Source organism: Caballeronia sp. TF1N1, assembly GCF_022878925.1.
Classification (GTDB): Bacteria; Pseudomonadota; Gammaproteobacteria; order Burkholderiales; family Burkholderiaceae; genus Caballeronia.
Genome location: NZ_CP084631.1, coordinates 89,482 through 105,970, shown reverse-complemented (window position 1 = coordinate 105,970; position 16,489 = coordinate 89,482). Strand labels below are relative to the sequence as shown.

Annotated in this window: 15 protein-coding genes; 8 read left to right on the top strand and 7 right to left on the bottom strand. The window is 60.9% G+C overall.

From position 1 onward, the window contains the following. Positions 1-26: 26 nt before the first annotated feature. The 6 genes from LDZ28_RS31495 to gtdA all read right to left on the bottom strand — a co-directional run bounded on the left by LDZ28_RS31495 (position 27) and on the right by gtdA (position 5,860). Positions 27-1,316, bottom strand: coding sequence for an MFS transporter (locus LDZ28_RS31495; protein WP_370652306.1), 1,290 nt, complete (start codon positions 1,314-1,316; stop codon positions 27-29). Positions 1,317-1,406: 90 nt separating this feature from the next. Further along, the gene (locus LDZ28_RS31490; RefSeq protein WP_244832144.1) at positions 1,407-2,018 is read right to left on the bottom strand and encodes a MarR family winged helix-turn-helix transcriptional regulator; all 612 of its coding nucleotides are present in this window, start codon (positions 2,016-2,018) and stop codon (positions 1,407-1,409) included. Positions 2,019-2,169: 151 nt separating this feature from the next. Beyond that, positions 2,170-3,372 (bottom strand): 3-hydroxybenzoate 6-monooxygenase, encoded by a 1,203-nt coding sequence (locus LDZ28_RS31485; RefSeq protein WP_244832320.1) that lies wholly within the window; start codon positions 3,370-3,372, stop codon positions 2,170-2,172. A gap of 19 nt (positions 3,373-3,391) precedes the next feature. After that, on the bottom strand, positions 3,392-4,033 hold the full coding sequence (maiA, locus tag LDZ28_RS31480; protein WP_244832142.1) for a maleylacetoacetate isomerase: 642 nt from the start codon (positions 4,031-4,033) through the stop codon (positions 3,392-3,394). A 28-nt stretch (positions 4,034-4,061) separates the two neighbouring features. Then, positions 4,062-4,760, bottom strand: a complete 699-nt coding sequence (locus LDZ28_RS31475) for a fumarylacetoacetate hydrolase family protein (protein WP_244832141.1) — start codon at positions 4,758-4,760, stop codon at positions 4,062-4,064. A gap of 56 nt (positions 4,761-4,816) precedes the next feature. Beyond that, positions 4,817-5,860, bottom strand: coding sequence for a gentisate 1,2-dioxygenase (gtdA, locus tag LDZ28_RS31470; protein WP_244832139.1), 1,044 nt, complete (start codon positions 5,858-5,860; stop codon positions 4,817-4,819). Positions 5,861-6,041: 181 nt separating this feature from the next. Between gtdA and LDZ28_RS31465 the strand changes: the two genes are divergently transcribed. Next, on the top strand, positions 6,042-6,977 hold the full coding sequence (locus tag LDZ28_RS31465; protein ID WP_244832319.1) for a LysR family transcriptional regulator: 936 nt from the start codon (positions 6,042-6,044) through the stop codon (positions 6,975-6,977). A gap of 40 nt (positions 6,978-7,017) precedes the next feature. On the opposite strand, the gene LDZ28_RS31460 is transcribed toward LDZ28_RS31465, so the two are convergent. Then, positions 7,018-7,680 (bottom strand): TetR/AcrR family transcriptional regulator, encoded by a 663-nt coding sequence (locus LDZ28_RS31460; RefSeq protein ID WP_244832138.1) that lies wholly within the window; start codon positions 7,678-7,680, stop codon positions 7,018-7,020. 195 nt (positions 7,681-7,875) lie between these two features. Here LDZ28_RS31460 and LDZ28_RS31455 point away from each other — a divergent pair, with 195 nt between their 5' ends. From LDZ28_RS31455 to LDZ28_RS31425, 7 genes are all read left to right on the top strand, one after another. Continuing rightward, positions 7,876-8,700 (top strand): SDR family NAD(P)-dependent oxidoreductase, encoded by an 825-nt coding sequence (locus tag LDZ28_RS31455; protein ID WP_244832136.1) that lies wholly within the window; start codon positions 7,876-7,878, stop codon positions 8,698-8,700. Between the two features lie 215 nt (positions 8,701-8,915). After that, on the top strand, positions 8,916-10,682 hold the full coding sequence (locus LDZ28_RS31450; protein ID WP_244832135.1) for an FAD-binding protein: 1,767 nt from the start codon (positions 8,916-8,918) through the stop codon (positions 10,680-10,682). A 51-nt stretch (positions 10,683-10,733) separates the two neighbouring features. Then, positions 10,734-11,666 (top strand): VOC family protein, encoded by a 933-nt coding sequence (locus LDZ28_RS31445; RefSeq protein ID WP_244832133.1) that lies wholly within the window; start codon positions 10,734-10,736, stop codon positions 11,664-11,666. A gap of 26 nt (positions 11,667-11,692) precedes the next feature. After that, a complete protein-coding gene (locus LDZ28_RS31440) occupies positions 11,693-12,952 on the top strand; it encodes an MFS transporter (RefSeq protein WP_244832132.1) in 1,260 nt (419 codons plus the stop codon). An 89-nt stretch (positions 12,953-13,041) separates the two neighbouring features. Continuing rightward, positions 13,042-13,539 (top strand): DUF3237 domain-containing protein, encoded by a 498-nt coding sequence (locus tag LDZ28_RS31435; RefSeq protein ID WP_244832130.1) that lies wholly within the window; start codon positions 13,042-13,044, stop codon positions 13,537-13,539. A 48-nt stretch (positions 13,540-13,587) separates the two neighbouring features. After that, a complete protein-coding gene (locus tag LDZ28_RS31430) occupies positions 13,588-14,391 on the top strand; it encodes an SDR family NAD(P)-dependent oxidoreductase (protein WP_244832129.1) in 804 nt (267 codons plus the stop codon). 47 nt (positions 14,392-14,438) lie between these two features. Beyond that, positions 14,439-16,463 (top strand): FUSC family protein, encoded by a 2,025-nt coding sequence (locus LDZ28_RS31425; protein WP_244832127.1) that lies wholly within the window; start codon positions 14,439-14,441, stop codon positions 16,461-16,463. Positions 16,464-16,489 lie beyond the last annotated feature (26 nt).

Genomic DNA, 16,489 nt, shown 5'->3' with positions numbered 1-16,489 from the left:
GATCGCTTTCGCCGCCGGGCGCCTCGTTATTCGGTGGCTGAACCAACGAGATTGTCGGCAGCGCGGGCGGCTTGGCCGTTACGAACCCGGCTGAAGGCGAACAATGAGATCGCTGCAATCAAAGCAGGAACCGCCAGGCTTAGGATGATGTCGCGTTGTTCGAGTCCCATCCCGAGAAGCGCGCCGCCCGCGACAGAACCCAGTACCGAGCCTGTGCGTCCGGCGGCGTTCGACCATGCCACGCCCGTCGCCCGGCTGCTGGTTGCATAGTAGCCGGCCGCCAGTGCGTAGCCTCCCATCTGTCCGCCGCTCGCAAATAAGCCGATGCCGAACACGCACAGCGACACGATGATCGCGGACTGCGCCGCGAATGCACAGATCAGGATCAGTCCGGCCGATGCAGTATAGGACCATCCTAAGACGACCTGTGGATCGTGCCGATCCATCAGGCGGCCTAGCCAGATGCCGCCTGCCGTGGCGCCGACCTGAAACAGCATAATGATGAGCGACGTTTGCTTGAGCGACATTCCGGACGTGGTGAGCAAGACCGGCAGCCAGTTCGTCAGGGAATAGACAACGAGCAGGCTCATAAAGAAAGTCGACCAGAGCAACATGGTGCCGAAAAAGACACCCGGCGCGAAGAGCGCTCCCACCGACGAGCGAGCGACAGCCTCTCCTGCGTACAAAGCTGGAACGGGCTCATTGGCTCCCGCTATTTTCGAGGCAATGGCATTCACCTGCCGAAGGTTCTTGTCAGAACGCGAAAGCAGGAGGAATCGAATCGACTCGGGCAGCCACAGGACCATGAATGGAACGGCAGCAAGCGGCAATACGCCACCCACAATCAACACACCCTTCCATCCCATGAGACTCACGAGCTGTGCGCTCATCAATGCGCCGCCCGCGGCCCCTACTGTAAAACCGCAGAACATCAAGGTGACGAGGCCTGAGCGGCGAGGCGTGGGGCAATACTCAGAAGTGAGCGTGATGGCGTTCGGCATGGCGCCGCCCAACCCGAGGCCGGTGATAAACCGCATCAAGACAAGCGCCTGCAGTGAGGTCGAAAATGCCGAGGCAAGACTCGCGAGGCCAAAGACCAGCACCGATATCACGAGCACATTCTTTCGGCCGATCTCGTCGGCCATCGGTCCGAAACACAGCGCACCAACCATGAGTCCGGCAAGTCCTGCGCCGAAGAGCGGCGCGAGCGCAGCCGCGGTCAGGTTCCAATGCGCGCGGATGGCCGGGCCGATAAAACTTACGCAGGCGGTATCCAGGCCATCGATGGCCACGATGATGAAGCACAGAAAAAGCACGCGCTTTTGAAATCGGACACCTGTCTCGAATCGACGAATTCATCGACGGTAATCGCGCTAGGTGTTCGCATAGGGTTGTCTCCAGTGTATTTATGTATTTGGGTTACTGCGTGAATCGATGTTACGAAGATGGCAGAACGCGTCCGGACCACTGCGTCGACAGGCGAATCGGCCGATTCGATCGACAGTCATGTACGACCTGAGCGAAGGCACTGCGTTTAAGCTAAAGCGAAGAATCGCAGCTGGCGGGCTCGCCTCAGAAAGATTGGTCTGTATCCGCTCGAAGACCCTCGGGCATGTCGTCAGACCTTCGTTCGTAATACCGTCGAGCGCTTGGCTTCTGAAGTCGCTCACAGCCGATTTAAGCGTTTCGCCGTGGACCGAACCTTGACGTGTGAGGCGAAGGAGATTGACGCGACGGTCTTCTTCGATGCGATACCGCTCGACAAGATCGCTTTCGCACAGTCGGTCCAGCAGTCTGGTGAACGAAGAGCGCTCCACACCCAGAAGCAGAGCCAGTTCGGTTTGTGTCAGCGGTTGGTCGAGGTAAGTCATGACGACAAGAGGCCAAGAGAGTGCAGGTGAAAGACCATTCCCCGGCGCGATGGCCTTGTCGGCCGAAACGCTCCAGAGCCGCTGCAACGGCGTTACGCTCGTCGAAAAATTCTGCTCGAGACTGTTCCGTTCGTATTTGTTCTTCATGCTCAGCGTGTCTGGAGACGCTTTTTCGAACAGGGGAAATTCATATCCATCACCAAAACAGTCGGTATGTTCGAGTTGCTACGCCGCATGGACGCCGGGCAGGACGTACGATGTCTGGCATCGAACGGCCCGCCCGACCTTTCTACTTCGATTACAGCGCGTCTTTCAGACAGTCCTCCGCGCGCCAGCCATGGAGCCATTCAAGCGAGTCATAGAACCGCTCTTGCGGACGATTGGCCCACAGGCCGTTGCGCACAAGACGCTCGACACCTTTGGCGTGGTAGACACGGCCCATTTCCCGCGCCGAGTACAGCACCCGGGCGGTCCGCGCAATGCGCGCTTTTTCGTAAAGCCTGAAGGCATCTTCGAAGTTGCCCTGCGTCACTTTCACCGCCTCGCCCAGCGTGATGGCGTCTTCGAGCGCCTGGCATGCACCTTGAGCGATGTATTGCGTCATCGGGTGGGCGGCATCGCCAAGCACCGTTGCACGTCCGGCGCTCCAGTGGTCAACTGGGTCGCGGTCGGCCGTTGCCCAGCGTCGCCACGACGTCGGCCGGTCGAGCATCTGGTGCGGCAGCGGATGGATACCCTGGAAGTAGCTGAGCACTTCTTCCTTGCTGCCATCGCGAACGCCCCATTCCTCCTGCTCGCGGCTATGGAAGGTCACGACCAGGTTGTACTGCTGGCCGCCGCGAAGCGGATAGTGAACCAGGTGGCAGTTCGGCCCGCACCACACGACCGGGGCGTTAATCCGCAGATCGTCGGGCATGTTCTGCACGTCGACCACAGCGCGGTAGACGACGTGTCCCGTCACGCGATGCTGGTCGCCGACGAGCGCCTGCCGGATGACGGATTTGACGCCGTCGCAACCGATCACCGCATCGGCGTGATAGCGCTCGCCGTGCTGGTCGATCACGACCACGCCCGAACCGTTCTGATCGAAAGAGACAACCTGCGTGCTCGTCTTGAAGCGAATCGACGGATTGACTTTGACCGCTTCCAGAATCGAGAGGTGAATGTCTGCACGGTGGATGACCGCATATGGGTTGCCGAATCGTTTGCGATAGGCATCGCCCGTCTCGACACATGCAACCTCGCGTGCGTCAATGGCATCCATCAGCTTCAGATAGTCTGTGAATACGGCCCGACTGCGAGCGGCCTCGCCGACGCCCAGCGCGTCGAGCGCGTTGAAGGCGTTCGCGGCAAGCTGGATGCCTGCGCCGATTTCGCCAATCTCCGGTGCCTGTTCGAGAATGAGTACCTGGATGCCTTGCTTGGCGAGGGCAAGTGCCGCCGCCAGACCGCCGATACCGCCACCGATGACCAAAACCGACTGACCGGCTTGCTTTTCCATCTCTGTCTCCTTCGGATGCTTATTTGCTGTAGTCGGGTTGCTTCGCGGGCTCGGCCGCGGCGAACGCAGGATGGCGGCCGGCATGCTCGAAAATGCGCATCGAACGCTTGTAGGCAGACAGGTCGCAATCCATGCGCAGCGCGTTGGCGATCTGCGGAATCAGGCAAACGTCCGCAAGCGTGACCTGCTCCCCGAAACACCACGGCCCCGTGTTGTTTCGGTCGAGCATCCGCTCGACGCCCGCCATGCCTTCCGCGACCCAGTGCCTGTACCAGGCGCTTTTCTGCTCGGGTGAAACCTCGAGGACCTGATCGAGATACTTCAGGATGCGCAGGTTGTTGACGGGATGAATGTCGCAGGCAATGAGCGATGCGAATTCCAGAACGCGAGCCCGCTTCTCGATTGCTTCCGGAATCAGACGCGGTTCGGGAAATTTCTGGTCGAGGTAGTCGATGATGGCAAGCGACTGCCCGAGCCCGAAGTCGTCGTCGATCAGGGCGGGTACGGCCGCCGACGGATTGACATCGGTGACATATGCGGAGGCGCGATGTTCGCCGGTGCGGATATTGACCGGCAACGTCTCGAACGAAATGCCTTTGAGATTTAGGGCGATCCGAACCCGATAGGATGTCGAACTATTAAAGAAGCTATGCAGTTTCATGGGCGGAACTCCGAGTCGATCGAGCGCGTTAACCGACCCGCACAGTCAATTCTCCGAGACGGTCGATGCCGACCTTCATCACGTCGCCGGATACGACGGGGCCGACGCCTTCAGGCGTGCCGGTGAAGATGACGTCGCCCGGTTCGAGGCGGAAATACTTCGAGAGATCGGCCACGGTCTCGGCGACCGACCAGATGAGATGCGAAACGTCGCTCTTTTGTTTGCTTTCTTCATTGACGGTCAGCCAGATGCCGGCCTTCTCGAAGTGTCCCGACGCGTCGACCGGATGGATCGGGCCCATCGGCGCGGACTTGTCGAAGGCTTTGCCGATTTCCCAGGGACGTCCCATCTCGCGCATTTTCATCTGCAGGTCGCGGCGGGTCATGTCGAGGCCGACCGCGTAGCCGTAGACGTGATTCAGCGCGTCGGCGAGCGCGATGTCTTCACCGCCCTTGCCGATTACGGCAACCAGTTCTGCTTCGTAGTGGTAGTTCGTGGTTTGCGCCGGATACGGAAGCTCCAGCGTTTCGTCGTAGCCCACGGGAACGATGGCGTCGGCAGGCTTGCAGAAGAAGAACGGCGGTTCACGGTCCGGGTCGAAGCCCATTTCGCGCGCGTGCGCCGCGTAATTGCGGCCGACGCAGTAAACGCGGCGTACCGCAAAGCTTGCATCGCTGCCAACAACGGGAATGGCTACGGGCGCTTCAGGGGAGAAAACAAAGTTCATGATCTTTTGAGTGCTATGGAGTGGTGTAATGGTGCGATGCGTGTGGTGCCGCTCGCTCAGACGCGCTCTTCGCGCAGGAGATTGAGGGCGCTCAGAACGGGCCTGTCGGAGAAGCTGAACAGGACTGCATCGGTCGATGCTCGCAACTGCACGGGTGCCCAGGAAGGCGCCACGAAAACGTCGTGCGCCGCGTATGAAAACTCCGCGTCGCCGATCGCCGCGACACCCGAGCCTTCGACGACGCAGAAGATGGTGGCGTCGGTGGTTCGGTACGTGCGGCCGGAAAAACCCGCCGGCAGGAATTGCATGAAACTCGCGATGGTCGGCATCGGCCAGCCCCCGGTCGCCGGATTCACATATCGCAGCTTCGAGCCGTCCCATTCGTCCAGTTCGCCGTTTCGATACAGGCTGTCGAGCGCCTCCCGGCTGCGCGCATAGGGATAACTGAAGATGGGCGATGTCGGGTCGCTCACCTTGTGCCGCACCGGCGCCATGTTGTGACCGAAGCGAGCAAAGCTGTCGCCTTCCTTGCGCGAGACCGGCTGCACCTTCTCCGGATGATTCTCCGCAAAGCCCGCATTCATGTGCGCGACGATCGGGATATCGAGACCATCGAGCCAGACGACCGGTTCTCCGCCGTCTTCTACGGACGGGTTGCCGTGGTCGTGGAAGGTCCAGGACGGCGTGATGATGAAGTCACCCGGATGCATCGTCGTGCGTTCGCCATCGACCGCCGTCCACGCGCCCTTGCCTTCGACGATGAAGCGCAGCGCCGACTGCGAATGGCGATGGCTCGGCGCGATTTCACCCGGGAGAATGAGTTGCAGACCCGCATACAGATTTGGCGTAATGCTCGACTTGCCGGGCAGGCCGGGATTCTCGAGCACCAGCACGCGGCGCACGGCTTCTTCTGCGCTGATGAGCGAACCGGCTTCCATCACCAGATCGCGGACGTCGGCATATTTCCAGTGCGCCGGTTGCGCGGCCGGCTGCGGCGACTTCGGAACGAGGTTGTGCAGCGATTCCCACAACGGCGCCATGCCGCGGGTGGCGATCTTGTCGTAGTAAGCGGCGCGGGCCGGGTTGGGTGTCTTCGTCATGATGTCTCCATCGTGTTGTTAGTGGCTCGAAGGCAGCCTCAAGGCACCTTTCGCAATTCCATGAAGATGCTTTATATTCGCAGCACCCATACTTCGTAAAATGGGATTTTCTTCTCACCCATATGGTTTTTGGTATACCTCGCTCAAGGCGCGCCAAATGCCAACGCGGACAACCTTGCTCATGGACTGGACCTATCGGCTCAGGCTTCGGCACCTGCAGGTGCTGCTCAGTCTTTCCAAAACGGGGAACCTGACACAGTCGGCGGCCGCGCTCAACACGACGCAGCCTTCGCTGTCGAAATGGCTTCGGGAACTGGAGGAAGACGTCGGCTTGCCGCTCTTCGAACGGCACGCGCGAGGGTTGCGTCCAACGCGGTACGGCGAGGCACTCATCGAACATGCCCGCCGTATTGAGGGGCAACTGGACATGACGCGGGACGATATGTCCGCGATGAGGGAAGGCGGCAGCGGGCTGGTCGCGATCGGCACGTCCGGCGTGTCCGCCGCTGATACCGTCCCGCTCGCCGTCGCGCGGCTCATCGAAAAAATGCCGCGCGCGCAGGTGAGAATCGTCGAGAGCACGATGAACCAGTTGATGCCGCAACTCGCAAGCGGGGAACTGGATATCGTCGTCGGCCGTTCGGACCATCCGCACGACGATGCCGAACTCTTCGTGGAAAAGCTCTACGACGAGCGCATCAACCTGGTGGCGCGACCTCAGCATCCGTTGGTCGCTCGGGGGTCGCTGACGTGGGACGACGTGATCGGCTTTCCATGGATCGTCTGGCCGCAAGGCACGCCCGTTCGAAACGCGATGCAGGACGCGCTGGTCGCCGCAGGCAAGTCGATGCCCAGCCATTGCGTCGAGTCGAACTCGTCCTTGCTGAATCTCGCCCTGTTGAACAACTCGAATCTCGTCGGCGTCGCCTCCCATCGCGCCGCAAGGCGCTTCGAGGCACTCAATGCCATTCGCATCCTGCCGATCGACCTCGAAGGATACGGCTCGGTCTCGATGTACTGGCATGCGCCGGGCGTCGCGCGTCCGGCCGTGCAAATGGCCATCGAGAGCTTGCGGGAATCGGCAACACCGACAGTCGGCGGCTGGACGGTGTCCTAGCCGCCGAACGCATGAGGCGGCATGACGTCGCGTCATGCTGTCACTTCATGTTCTGCGCAAGCTCGACCCACTGTGCCTTGACAGGTCCTTTCAGAATCATGGGATGGGTATGGCCGAACTTCGAGCGTCGCAGGAAGACGAGCAGGCCCTGCCAGTGAGAATAGATGAGCGCTGCGCGGACCCAGCTCTCTTCCACGGTCAGCTTCGGGTTGATCTGTCCGACCAGTTCGCTGAAGAGCGCGTGATAGCTCTCGCTGACCTTCTCCATGATTTCACGCATCCATTCGTGCTGTTCGGCGAGCGACCAGCATTCGAGCGCGAAAGGACTCACCAGCGTCTCGGGGTCAGTGAAGGTGGCAAAGGTGTGATCGACCAGCGCTTCCAGTCGCTCGGTCGGCGTAAGGATCGAATCGGAGACGAGCGCGTGCGAAATGGCCAGATAGCGCCGCGAACTCTCTTGGATCGTCGCCTTGAGCAGGTTGTCGCGATTATCGAAATAGTGCTGGAGCGTGCCTAGCTGAATGCCCGCATCGGCAGCGATACGCCGCTGCGTGAAGCCATTGTCGCCGTGACGCGCGAACACGCGAATGGCGACATCCAATATCTCGGGAATGCGGGTCGTGCGATTGCCTCGTCGCTTGACTGCCTCGGTTCGTGTGCGGCTTCGTGCCTGACTGCCATTGGAAGGAGTAAGAGTCGTCATCAAGTTCGGATATTTATCATTAACCGGTCATTTGCATAATTATACTCGGTCACCGTCGAGCGAAAAATGTCGTTTATAAACAGTATAGTTTTGATGAATACCCAGGATATGTCGCGTTTTCCCCTATAGGGCAGGCGTTGATAACAAGTCAAACGACCTGTTAATATTGGTCATCTGACTTGTTTTAAGCGGCGAGTGTCGGCCCCGGCTGTCGATCGGCCGCCGCAAACCAACTCTGGAAGGCGCTACAGCGTGGATAAGAGACCTCAAGACCGCATTGCCGTTGTTACCGGTTCTGCTCGATCCCTGGGCCACGGGATCGCCGCCCTATTGCACGACGATGGACTGACGGTGCTGATGCTTGACCGTGACCCGAGCGTCATCGATGCGGCCGCTCGACTCGAGCGCGGCGGAGCGAAGGTCAAGGGCTATGTCGCCGACCTGTCGGACAAGCAGGAGATCAACGCCTTCGTCGACGAGGTTCATGGCACCTTCGGCGGATGCGACGTGCTGGTCAACAACGCGGGCATCAATCTGGACAAGCCGGATGGTTCGAAATTCTTCGTTGAAGAAGTCACCGACGATGGCTGGGAACTCATGATGAACGTGAACTTGCGAGCGCCGTTTCTGCTTTGCCGTGGATTCGTCCCGGCCATGAAGCAGCGGAAGTGGGGGCGCATTGTGAATGTCACGTCGCGCGCGGGTCGCACGTACGTCGCCGCCAGCAATGTCCATTACTCGGCCGCCAAAGCCGGCCTGATCGGAATGACACGGATGCTTGCGGGCGAATGCGGCGCGTCCGGCATCACGGCCAACTGCATTGCTCCGGGCCGGATCGAGTCGGATATCTCCTCGCGCCAGTCTGCCGACATCATCGCCAAGTCCATGAAAGGCATTCCGCTCGGCCGCGTCGGGACGCCGGCCGAAATCGGCTCGACGGTGAGTTTCCTCGCATCGGACGGGTCGGCCTACATCACGGGCGCGACCATCGACGTGAACGGCGGCGCATTCATGGGCTAAGCGCGCCTTCTGCGCGATGTCCGGCACGCCATGACGTGACTTCGAAGCCGGCGCGGCAAAAGCGGCGCGGCGCGGGGACGAGGCGCGTAGTACAACTACGTTGTTTTTGTTTGTGTCGACGCGAGACTGAAGGACGTGGTGATCCTCAGGCGCGGCTTCGACGCCGTCTGCGCATCGCGCGAGGCGGCACATTCGTTTGAAACTGGAGAAACCCTGTGTCGGTCGAGAAACAGTGGGACAAGGAAGTGGACGTTCTGGTTCTGGGCGCCGGCGCCGGTGGGCTTGCCGCCGCACTGGTCTCGTCTATCGAGGGCCTCGAATCCCTGGTTGTGGAGAAGACCGACAGGGTGGGCGGTACGGCATCGACCTCCGCAGGTTCCATCTGGATCCCTGGCAACAAGCAGAGTCGGGATGCAGGGTATAAGGACGACCCGAGGGACGCGGAGAAGTACATGCGGCTTCTCGCCGGGGAAGATGGCAGCAACCCGGTGCGCGATGCGTATCTTGCGACCGGTCCGCAGATGGTCGACTATCTGAGGGAGCGCTCCGACGTTCGCTTCGTACCGTGCGGCAAGCATCCGGATTACCGTGACCTGCCGGGCGCGGCCGTCTTCGGTCGAGCGCTGGTGCCGGAAATGTTCGACGGGCGCCTGCTCGGGACAGATTTCGAAAAGGTGCGTCCGCCCATTCCGGAGTTTCTCGTTCTCGGCGGCATGATGGTGGGTAAGGCAGATCTGCCTCCGCTGCTCGGGCGCTTCCGTTCGGTCAAGAATTTCGTCTACGCCGGGCGGCTGGTCTCGCGGTACTTCATGGACCGCCTTAGATTCAGCCGCGGCACGCGTCTGGTGATGGGCAATGCTCTGGTGGCGCGTCTTTTTTTCAGCCTGCGCAAGCGCAATGTGCCCTTGCTTCTCAACTCGCATGCGTCGCAACTCATCCGGGAAGGGAATACGGTGCTCGGCGCAGTCGTGCGGACGGGGGAATCGACCCAGCGAATCCGGGCACGCAAAGGCGTGGTGATCGCCACTGGCGGCTTCGGGCATAGCGCCGCGCTCCGGGCGGAACTCATGCCAACCAACCCGGCGGATTTCTCGCTCGCAAGCCCCGGCAACACAGGCGACGGCATCGAACTCGCACGACGCACCGGCGCTGCGGTCGACGTGAAGGAGCACGGCAGAGGCGGATTCTGGACGCCAATGTCGGTGGTCAAGCGCGCGGATGGAAGCTCCGGGTTGTTTCCCCATCTCTTGCTGGACCGTGCGAAGCCGGGCCTGATTGCGGTGAACGACCGGGCGCAACGCTTCGTCAACGAAGGATGCTCGTATCACGACTTCGTGGACGCCATGCTCTCCGACACGGGGCTGGCGCGAGGCACGCCCGCGTATCTGCTTTGCGAGGCGAGCTTCGTGACGCGCTACGGGCTCGGCATCATCTATCCGGGCACGCAGAATCTTAAACCCTTCGAACGGTCGGGCTACGTCCAGGTTGCCAATACGATTGCCGAACTCGCCGCCAAGATTTGCGTGGATCCCTGCGAACTCTCGAAGACGGTCGACCGCTTCAACGCCTACGCCCGACAGGGCAACGATGTCGATTTCGGCAAGGGTGAGACCGAACTCAATCGCTTCAATGGCGACCCAGACGTGAAGCCCAATCCCTGTCTCGCGGAAATCAAGAGCGGACCCTTCGTCGCGCTTGCCGTGTGGCCGGGCGATATCGCGACGAGCGCCGGGCTCAGGACCAACGAAGACGCCCAGGTGCTCGACGAAAACGGCGACGCCCTGAAAGGACTGTACGCGTGCGGCAACGACATGGCTTCCGTGATGCTCGGAACCTATCCGGGCCCAGGCACGACGCTCGGACCGGCTCTGACGTTTGCCTATCGCGCGGCCATGCATGCCGCGGGAAAGTCTGATGCCGAAGCACTGACAGCCATGCAGCGAATCACGAATCCGGTGCTCAGGCAGCGGACCACCAATTGAATGCATTGACCACGAGCCGTTCCCTGCGCTCACGAAGAAAGGAAGAGACGAATGTTTAACCCGATGCCGATGATGTTTCACCCGACTGTTCTCGTCGAAAACCTTGACGAAACGTCCAGCTGGTTTGCGCGAGTATTCAATCGGCCCGCCGTGCGCTGGGAAGAAAAGTGGCATATCGAGTGGCTCAATCCGAGCTATCCGCTGAACTACTCGTACTTCTACGTCATCGCGGATGTCTGCCTCGATGCGCTCTGCCCGTCACTGCTGAAATTGCCGGATGGCAAGAAGGCGGTCTATCCGGAAGTCCGACAACTCGTCGACATCGCCTGGTACACGGACGATATCAAGGCCGTGTCGATTCACCTCGAGAAGCACGGCTTCCGGACGAGAAATCAGGAAGGCGAGGTCATCAGGGATGGCGATGTGCCGGCGTCCAACATGGTGGCGGATTGCCCGATGATCTGGTCGATTCCGGAAGATACCGGCCTGACCTACGAGTTCTTCGAAATGGGGCGCAGACATTGGGATTACTACGCGGAAAAAGGCGATCCCCGTCTCAGCGACAAATGGGAGGACGGCTGCGTCGATTCGAAGGATCCGCTCGGCATCGTCCGGTCGGCCTATCACGACATTCACACGAACGACCGCGCACGCGCTCAGCGTCTCTATGTCGATGTACTAGGCGGCAAGGTGATTTCCGAAGGCTATGACAAGTCGCTCGACGCCGACTACGTGACGATCGCCTACGCGAAGTCGAATCTGCGTTTCACGACTCCGCGTAGCGGGTCGATCCTCGACATCGACGGAAACAAAGCGATGGGCGATCGCTATGTCGGCATCTCGTTCGAGGTGAAGGACGTTGCGGCAGCCGCGCAGCATCTGAAGGCTCAAAGCGTGCCGTTCATCGAAACGAAGGAAGGCCTGTTCACCGACGCAGCGAAGACCCTCGGTGTCCGTTGGGGCTTCTGCCAGACGAAACCCTAAGAACTAGAACTTTGAGGAGACTGTCAGTGGAAACGACATCAACCGGCGCCATCGCCGTCGGGCAGACAAGCAGGCTACGTCCCTGGCTCTACGTGCTGACGGGATTCGTCGCACTCATTTTCGGCGTCAACATGATGAACGTTCTGTTCAACGTGCTCTCGCCGTCCCTGGTCGCGACCTTCAGATGGAATCGCCTGCAGATTTCGTCGGGCCTGTCCATCTTCACGGTATGCGACGGCATCGGGCTGCTGGCGCTAGGCTTCCTGGTGGATCGATACGGCATTCGAATCGCTACGCCGATGGCCATTCTATTCGGCGTGGGCATCATGGTGCTGTCGCTTCTGCCGCCCAGCCTGACCATGCTCTATGTCATCTGTGCGTTCATCGGTCTGGGCGCCGGCGCCGTAACCCCGACGGTCTATTCGATCGTCGTCACGGCCTGGTTCGAACGTAACCGGGGACTCGCGTTGGGCGTCCTGAACGTGGGCCTTGGACTGTGCGGAACCGTTACGCCGTTCATCGTTTCCCTCATCCTCAAGGACTACGGCTGGCGTTCGGTATTCGTCGCGATGGGCGCGATCGGCGGCGTCCTGCACGCGCTCGCCTACATTTTCGTGGTGCGCATGCCTAAGGCATGGGAACAGGAACGTCTTGCGGCCAAGCGCAAAGGCCGCTCGGCGGGGATGCCAATGAGCGAGGTGATTCGTCACCGGGTGTTCTGGCTGATCTGCTTCGCTGTGTTCTTCGTGTCCGCGTCGACTTACGGAATGATGTCGCAGATGGTCTCGATGACGATCGACCGGGGATTTCCCGCCGCCACCGCGGTGGCCGTCCTGTCGGCCGTCAGCCTCAGTTCGATTGCGTCGCGTTTCGTGGTCGGCGCACTGCTCGACCGCATGTTCGCGCCGCTTTTGACGGCGATCATCTTCGCCATCTGCACGGCCGGCGTCATCGTTCTTTCCACGACGCACTCGCTGGACATGCTTTATGTCGGCGCGGTGTGCATCGGGCTCGGACTGGGCGCAGAGGGCGATATCGTCGCCTACATCATCAGCCGTTATATCCCCAAGCAACTGTATGCGCGAGTCCTCGGCGTCGCGATGTTCCTGTTCGCGCAAGGCGGTGCGTTCGGGATCTTCGCGCTCAGTTCTTCCTACACCCTGACAGGCTCCTACAAGCTTGCGATTATCGGAATCGCCATCTCGGTGGTGATCGCAGGCGTGCTCGTGCTGTGTCTCGGCCCGTACAAGTACGAGACCGACGGAAGCGAGACCGCGGCAGCGTAAGTCCATTTCACCAGGTGCGCGGCCGCCCGAGGCCAGATTCGTCAAGCGCGCTGCGCACCTGATCGCCAACATCGTATCGAGGTTTATCCATGACCCGTCATTCCTCGCTCAAGGAACTTCCCGCTGCGCTGCAAACACTCGAAGCGGAACCGATATTCGTGCTCAGGCTGTCGGTCAAGCCGATCATCGTCGTCGGCGAAACGCCCGCGGCCAACCGGCGTATCGGCGTGGTCGTATCGGGGTCCGTCGAAGGAGAAAAGATTTCAGCCAGCGTGCTGGAGGGATCGAGCGACCTGCTGGCCGTGCGCAGCGATGGCAGTACCACGCTCGATGCACGGCTGATTCTGAAGACCGACGACGACGTCCATATCTCGATGACCTACTACGGCATCCGGCAGATGTCGGACGAAGTGAAGAAGCGCATGGACAAAGGTCAGGAAGTCGACCCGGCGTCGTACTACTTCCGCATTGCGCCGACTTTCGAAGCGCCTCAGGGCAAGTATCAGTGGCTCAACAACATCCTCGCCGTCGGCGTGGGCCATCGCTTGAGCACGGGTCCCGTGTACAGCGTCTTCGAAATCAAATAACCCGGCGAAGACATCACAAACGCAAGAATTTCGTCGAGGGAGAAAACGATGAAGTTGAAGGGACAAGTAGCGATCGTCACGGGCGGTGCGAGAGGTTTGGGGCGCTCGTATGCGCTGCGGCTCGCGGAACTCGGCGCCGATGTCGTGGTGGTCGATATCGACCTCGCCGCAGCTGCCGAGTTCGGCGAGAAGTTGAGCGCCCCGACCGTAAGCGACGAAGTGCAGGCACTCGGCCGGCGAAGCATCGGCATTCAGGCCGATCTGACCGAGCGTCAGCAGGTCAAGGCAATGGTCGAGCGCGTGCTCGGCGAGTTCGGCCGGATCGACATCCTGGTCAATAACGCAGGCGGGGCGTTGACGCCTGCCGAGCGAAGCGCCGCCAGCGAGTCGCCGGAAGAGGACACACGCTTCCTGATGGACCTGAATTACATGAGCGCCGTGTTCTGCTGTCAGGCAGTCGCGCCGGTGATGAAGCAACAGCAATCCGGCGTGGTGGTCAATACGTCCGCGCAGAGCGGCATTACGACCTACAAAGGAGGGAAGCTCTCGGCCTACGGAGCCAGCAAGGCCGCGATCACGACCTACACGCGCTATCTGGCGGCGGAAGTCGGCCCGTCCGGCATTCGGGCCAATTGCATCTCGCCCGGCGTGATGATGACGGGACGGGTCGCATCGAAGGCCGCGGAACGGGGCGTCGGAACGGCAGACGAGATGGCAGGCATTCCATTGCGCCGGTTCGGTGTGGCCGAAGACTGCACGAACGTACTGGAGTTTCTCGTGACCGATCTGTCAAGGTACGTGACCGGTCAGGTCATTTCAGTGTGCGGTGGCGCCGTGCTGACGCCGCATTGACGGCTATGGACGGAAGCGTTGACGGATGAGAGAGAGCGGCGGGGCAGATGAACAACCTGTGTGACCGGGAAGCGTGGCTTTTCTCGGTTAAAACGTATGGCGCTGCCTTGCTCGCCCTCTATATCGCGCTCGCAACGGGGCTGGACCGGCCGGGATGGGCGGTCACGACCGTGTATGTGGTGTCGCAGCCGTTCGCGGCCGCGACCGCATCGAAGTCGTTGTATCGCGTGGCCGGCACGATTCTGGGGGCGGCGGCTTCCGTGCTGCTGGTTCCCGCGCTGGTTCAGGCGCCCGAGTTGCTCTGTCTCGCACTGGCGCTCTGGGTAGCGGGTTGCCTTTATATCTCGCTCCAGGACCGTTCACCGCGGAGCTATATTTTTATGCTCGCGGGGTATAGCGTGGCGTTCATCGCTTTTCCCGGAGTAGACCGTCCCGAGGACATCTTCAACACAGCTGTTGCACGTGTCGAGGAAATCTCGCTCGCGGTGGTGTGCAGCGCGCTGATTCATGGTCTCATCGCGCCGAAGAGCGTGGCCGATGCGGTTCGTTCACGTATCGACCTGTGGATGCGCGACAGCAGGCAATGGGCGTCGCTCGTGCTGGGCGCGTTGATCGACAATGCGTCGCTACCGGCCGCTTCCGTGCCTCTAATGTCGAGGCATCCGATCGATCTGGATGCGCTGCTCGTGAACGTGCCCTTCGACAGCCCCGAGTTGCGAAGCGAGCAGCAAGCCCTTCATTCACTCCAGTGGAGTCTCGAGAAGCTGCTGCCCATTCTCTCCTCGATAGAAGAGCGAATGGCATTCTTTCAGTCGCAGAAGATTGCACTCCCGCCTCGAATGCACGAGTTGATCGCGCTTCTGAATGCGTATCTCGACGACGATCAGGGCGCGCCGTCGCTTGACGAGCTTGGCCGCAGAACCGCCGAGCTAAGAACGCAGCATAGCGAGGGCGACGACCCGAACGATCTGCTTTATCTGGGTTTGCTCGAGCGGTTGCGCGAGCTGATTGATGTGATGCGTGACTATGCGCGGTACGAGACCCGGCTTCGGGCACCCGGCGTCCGGCTGCCGGCCAGGAAACGGCGCTTCGGCTTCCGGCGTCACGTGGACAGGCGGCTTGCGTTGCTTTCGTGCGCCACCGCGGTCATTTCTATTCTGACCGGCTGTGCGGTCTGGATTCTCACCGGCTGGACCGACGGAGCGTCCGTGCCAATGATCGCGGCCGTCGCTTGCTCGTTCTTCGCAACGCAGGATAGCCCGCTGCCGTCGATGAAGAAGTTTGGTACGTTCGCGCTGGTGGCCATCGTCATCAGTCTCGTCTATTCGACCGTCATCCTTCCGGCAGCCACCACCTTCGAATTGGCTGCGCTGTTCATGGCGCCGGCCTTCCTGGTGCTCGGGCTTCTTATCGCGAACCCGCGCACGAACTTCGTGGGCATGGTCATTTCGACAAACGTGTCGACGCTCGTCGGCCTGAACAACCGGTACGTTTCCGACTTCTCCGCGTCCTTGAACGCGGGGCTTGCCTTGATGGTCGGCATCGTTCTCACCACCCTGGTTATCGCGGTCATGCGGGCGAGGAGCGCGCAATGGAGCGCCGCGCGGATTGCCGACGCTGCTCGCCTCGATCTGCGGCAGGCGCTTCAGGCCCGCCATCGGTCCGCGTATTCGAGGACGGCGAGAATCGAGTTCGTTCGGCGCATGCTCGACCGGTTCTATCTGGTCACGATCAAGCTAAAGAGCATGGAGGATACGGAGGCGCATCGGCTCGACGAGGCATTGCTGCGTGAACTTCGTCTCGGGGCCAACGCCATGGACCTCCGCCGGCTCTCTCGCGCGTTGCCGCCGCCCCTGTTGGAAAAGGTGGAGAAACTTCTTGCGCATATCGGAGCGGCGTTCGACGCGGCGCCGGGCAGAGTCGCCGCTCCTCCTCGCGCGCTGCTCTACGAACTTGACGACGTCCTCATCGATGTATCGGCATGGTCGGCGGGCCGCGCAGGCCCGCTTGCCGTTGCTTTGTCGGGCATACGCCTGGCCATCTTCCCGAACGAGCGACCTGCGCGTCGCTGATCGACGATCTCTCGGCAACGGATGGC

Coding starts and splice junctions, on each gene's coding strand:
- LDZ28_RS31490 (WP_244832144.1), bottom strand. CDS start 2,018: ATGAAGAACAAATACGAACGGAACAGTCTCGAGCAGAATTTTTCGACG.
- LDZ28_RS31485 (WP_244832320.1), bottom strand. CDS start 3,372: ATGGAAAAGCAAGCCGGTCAGTCGGTTTTGGTCATCGGTGGCGGTATC.
- maiA (WP_244832142.1), bottom strand. CDS start 4,033: ATGAAACTGCATAGCTTCTTTAATAGTTCGACATCCTATCGGGTTCGG.
- LDZ28_RS31475 (WP_244832141.1), bottom strand. CDS start 4,760: ATGAACTTTGTTTTCTCCCCTGAAGCGCCCGTAGCCATTCCCGTTGTT.
- gtdA (WP_244832139.1), bottom strand. CDS start 5,860: ATGACGAAGACACCCAACCCGGCCCGCGCCGCTTACTACGACAAGATC.
- LDZ28_RS31465 (WP_244832319.1), top strand. CDS start 6,042: ATGGACTGGACCTATCGGCTCAGGCTTCGGCACCTGCAGGTGCTGCTC.
- LDZ28_RS31460 (WP_244832138.1), bottom strand. CDS start 7,680: ATGACGACTCTTACTCCTTCCAATGGCAGTCAGGCACGAAGCCGCACA.
- LDZ28_RS31445 (WP_244832133.1), top strand. CDS start 10,734: ATGTTTAACCCGATGCCGATGATGTTTCACCCGACTGTTCTCGTCGAA.
- LDZ28_RS31435 (WP_244832130.1), top strand. CDS start 13,042: ATGACCCGTCATTCCTCGCTCAAGGAACTTCCCGCTGCGCTGCAAACA.
- LDZ28_RS31430 (WP_244832129.1), top strand. CDS start 13,588: ATGAAGTTGAAGGGACAAGTAGCGATCGTCACGGGCGGTGCGAGAGGT.
- LDZ28_RS31425 (WP_244832127.1), top strand. CDS start 14,439: ATGAACAACCTGTGTGACCGGGAAGCGTGGCTTTTCTCGGTTAAAACG.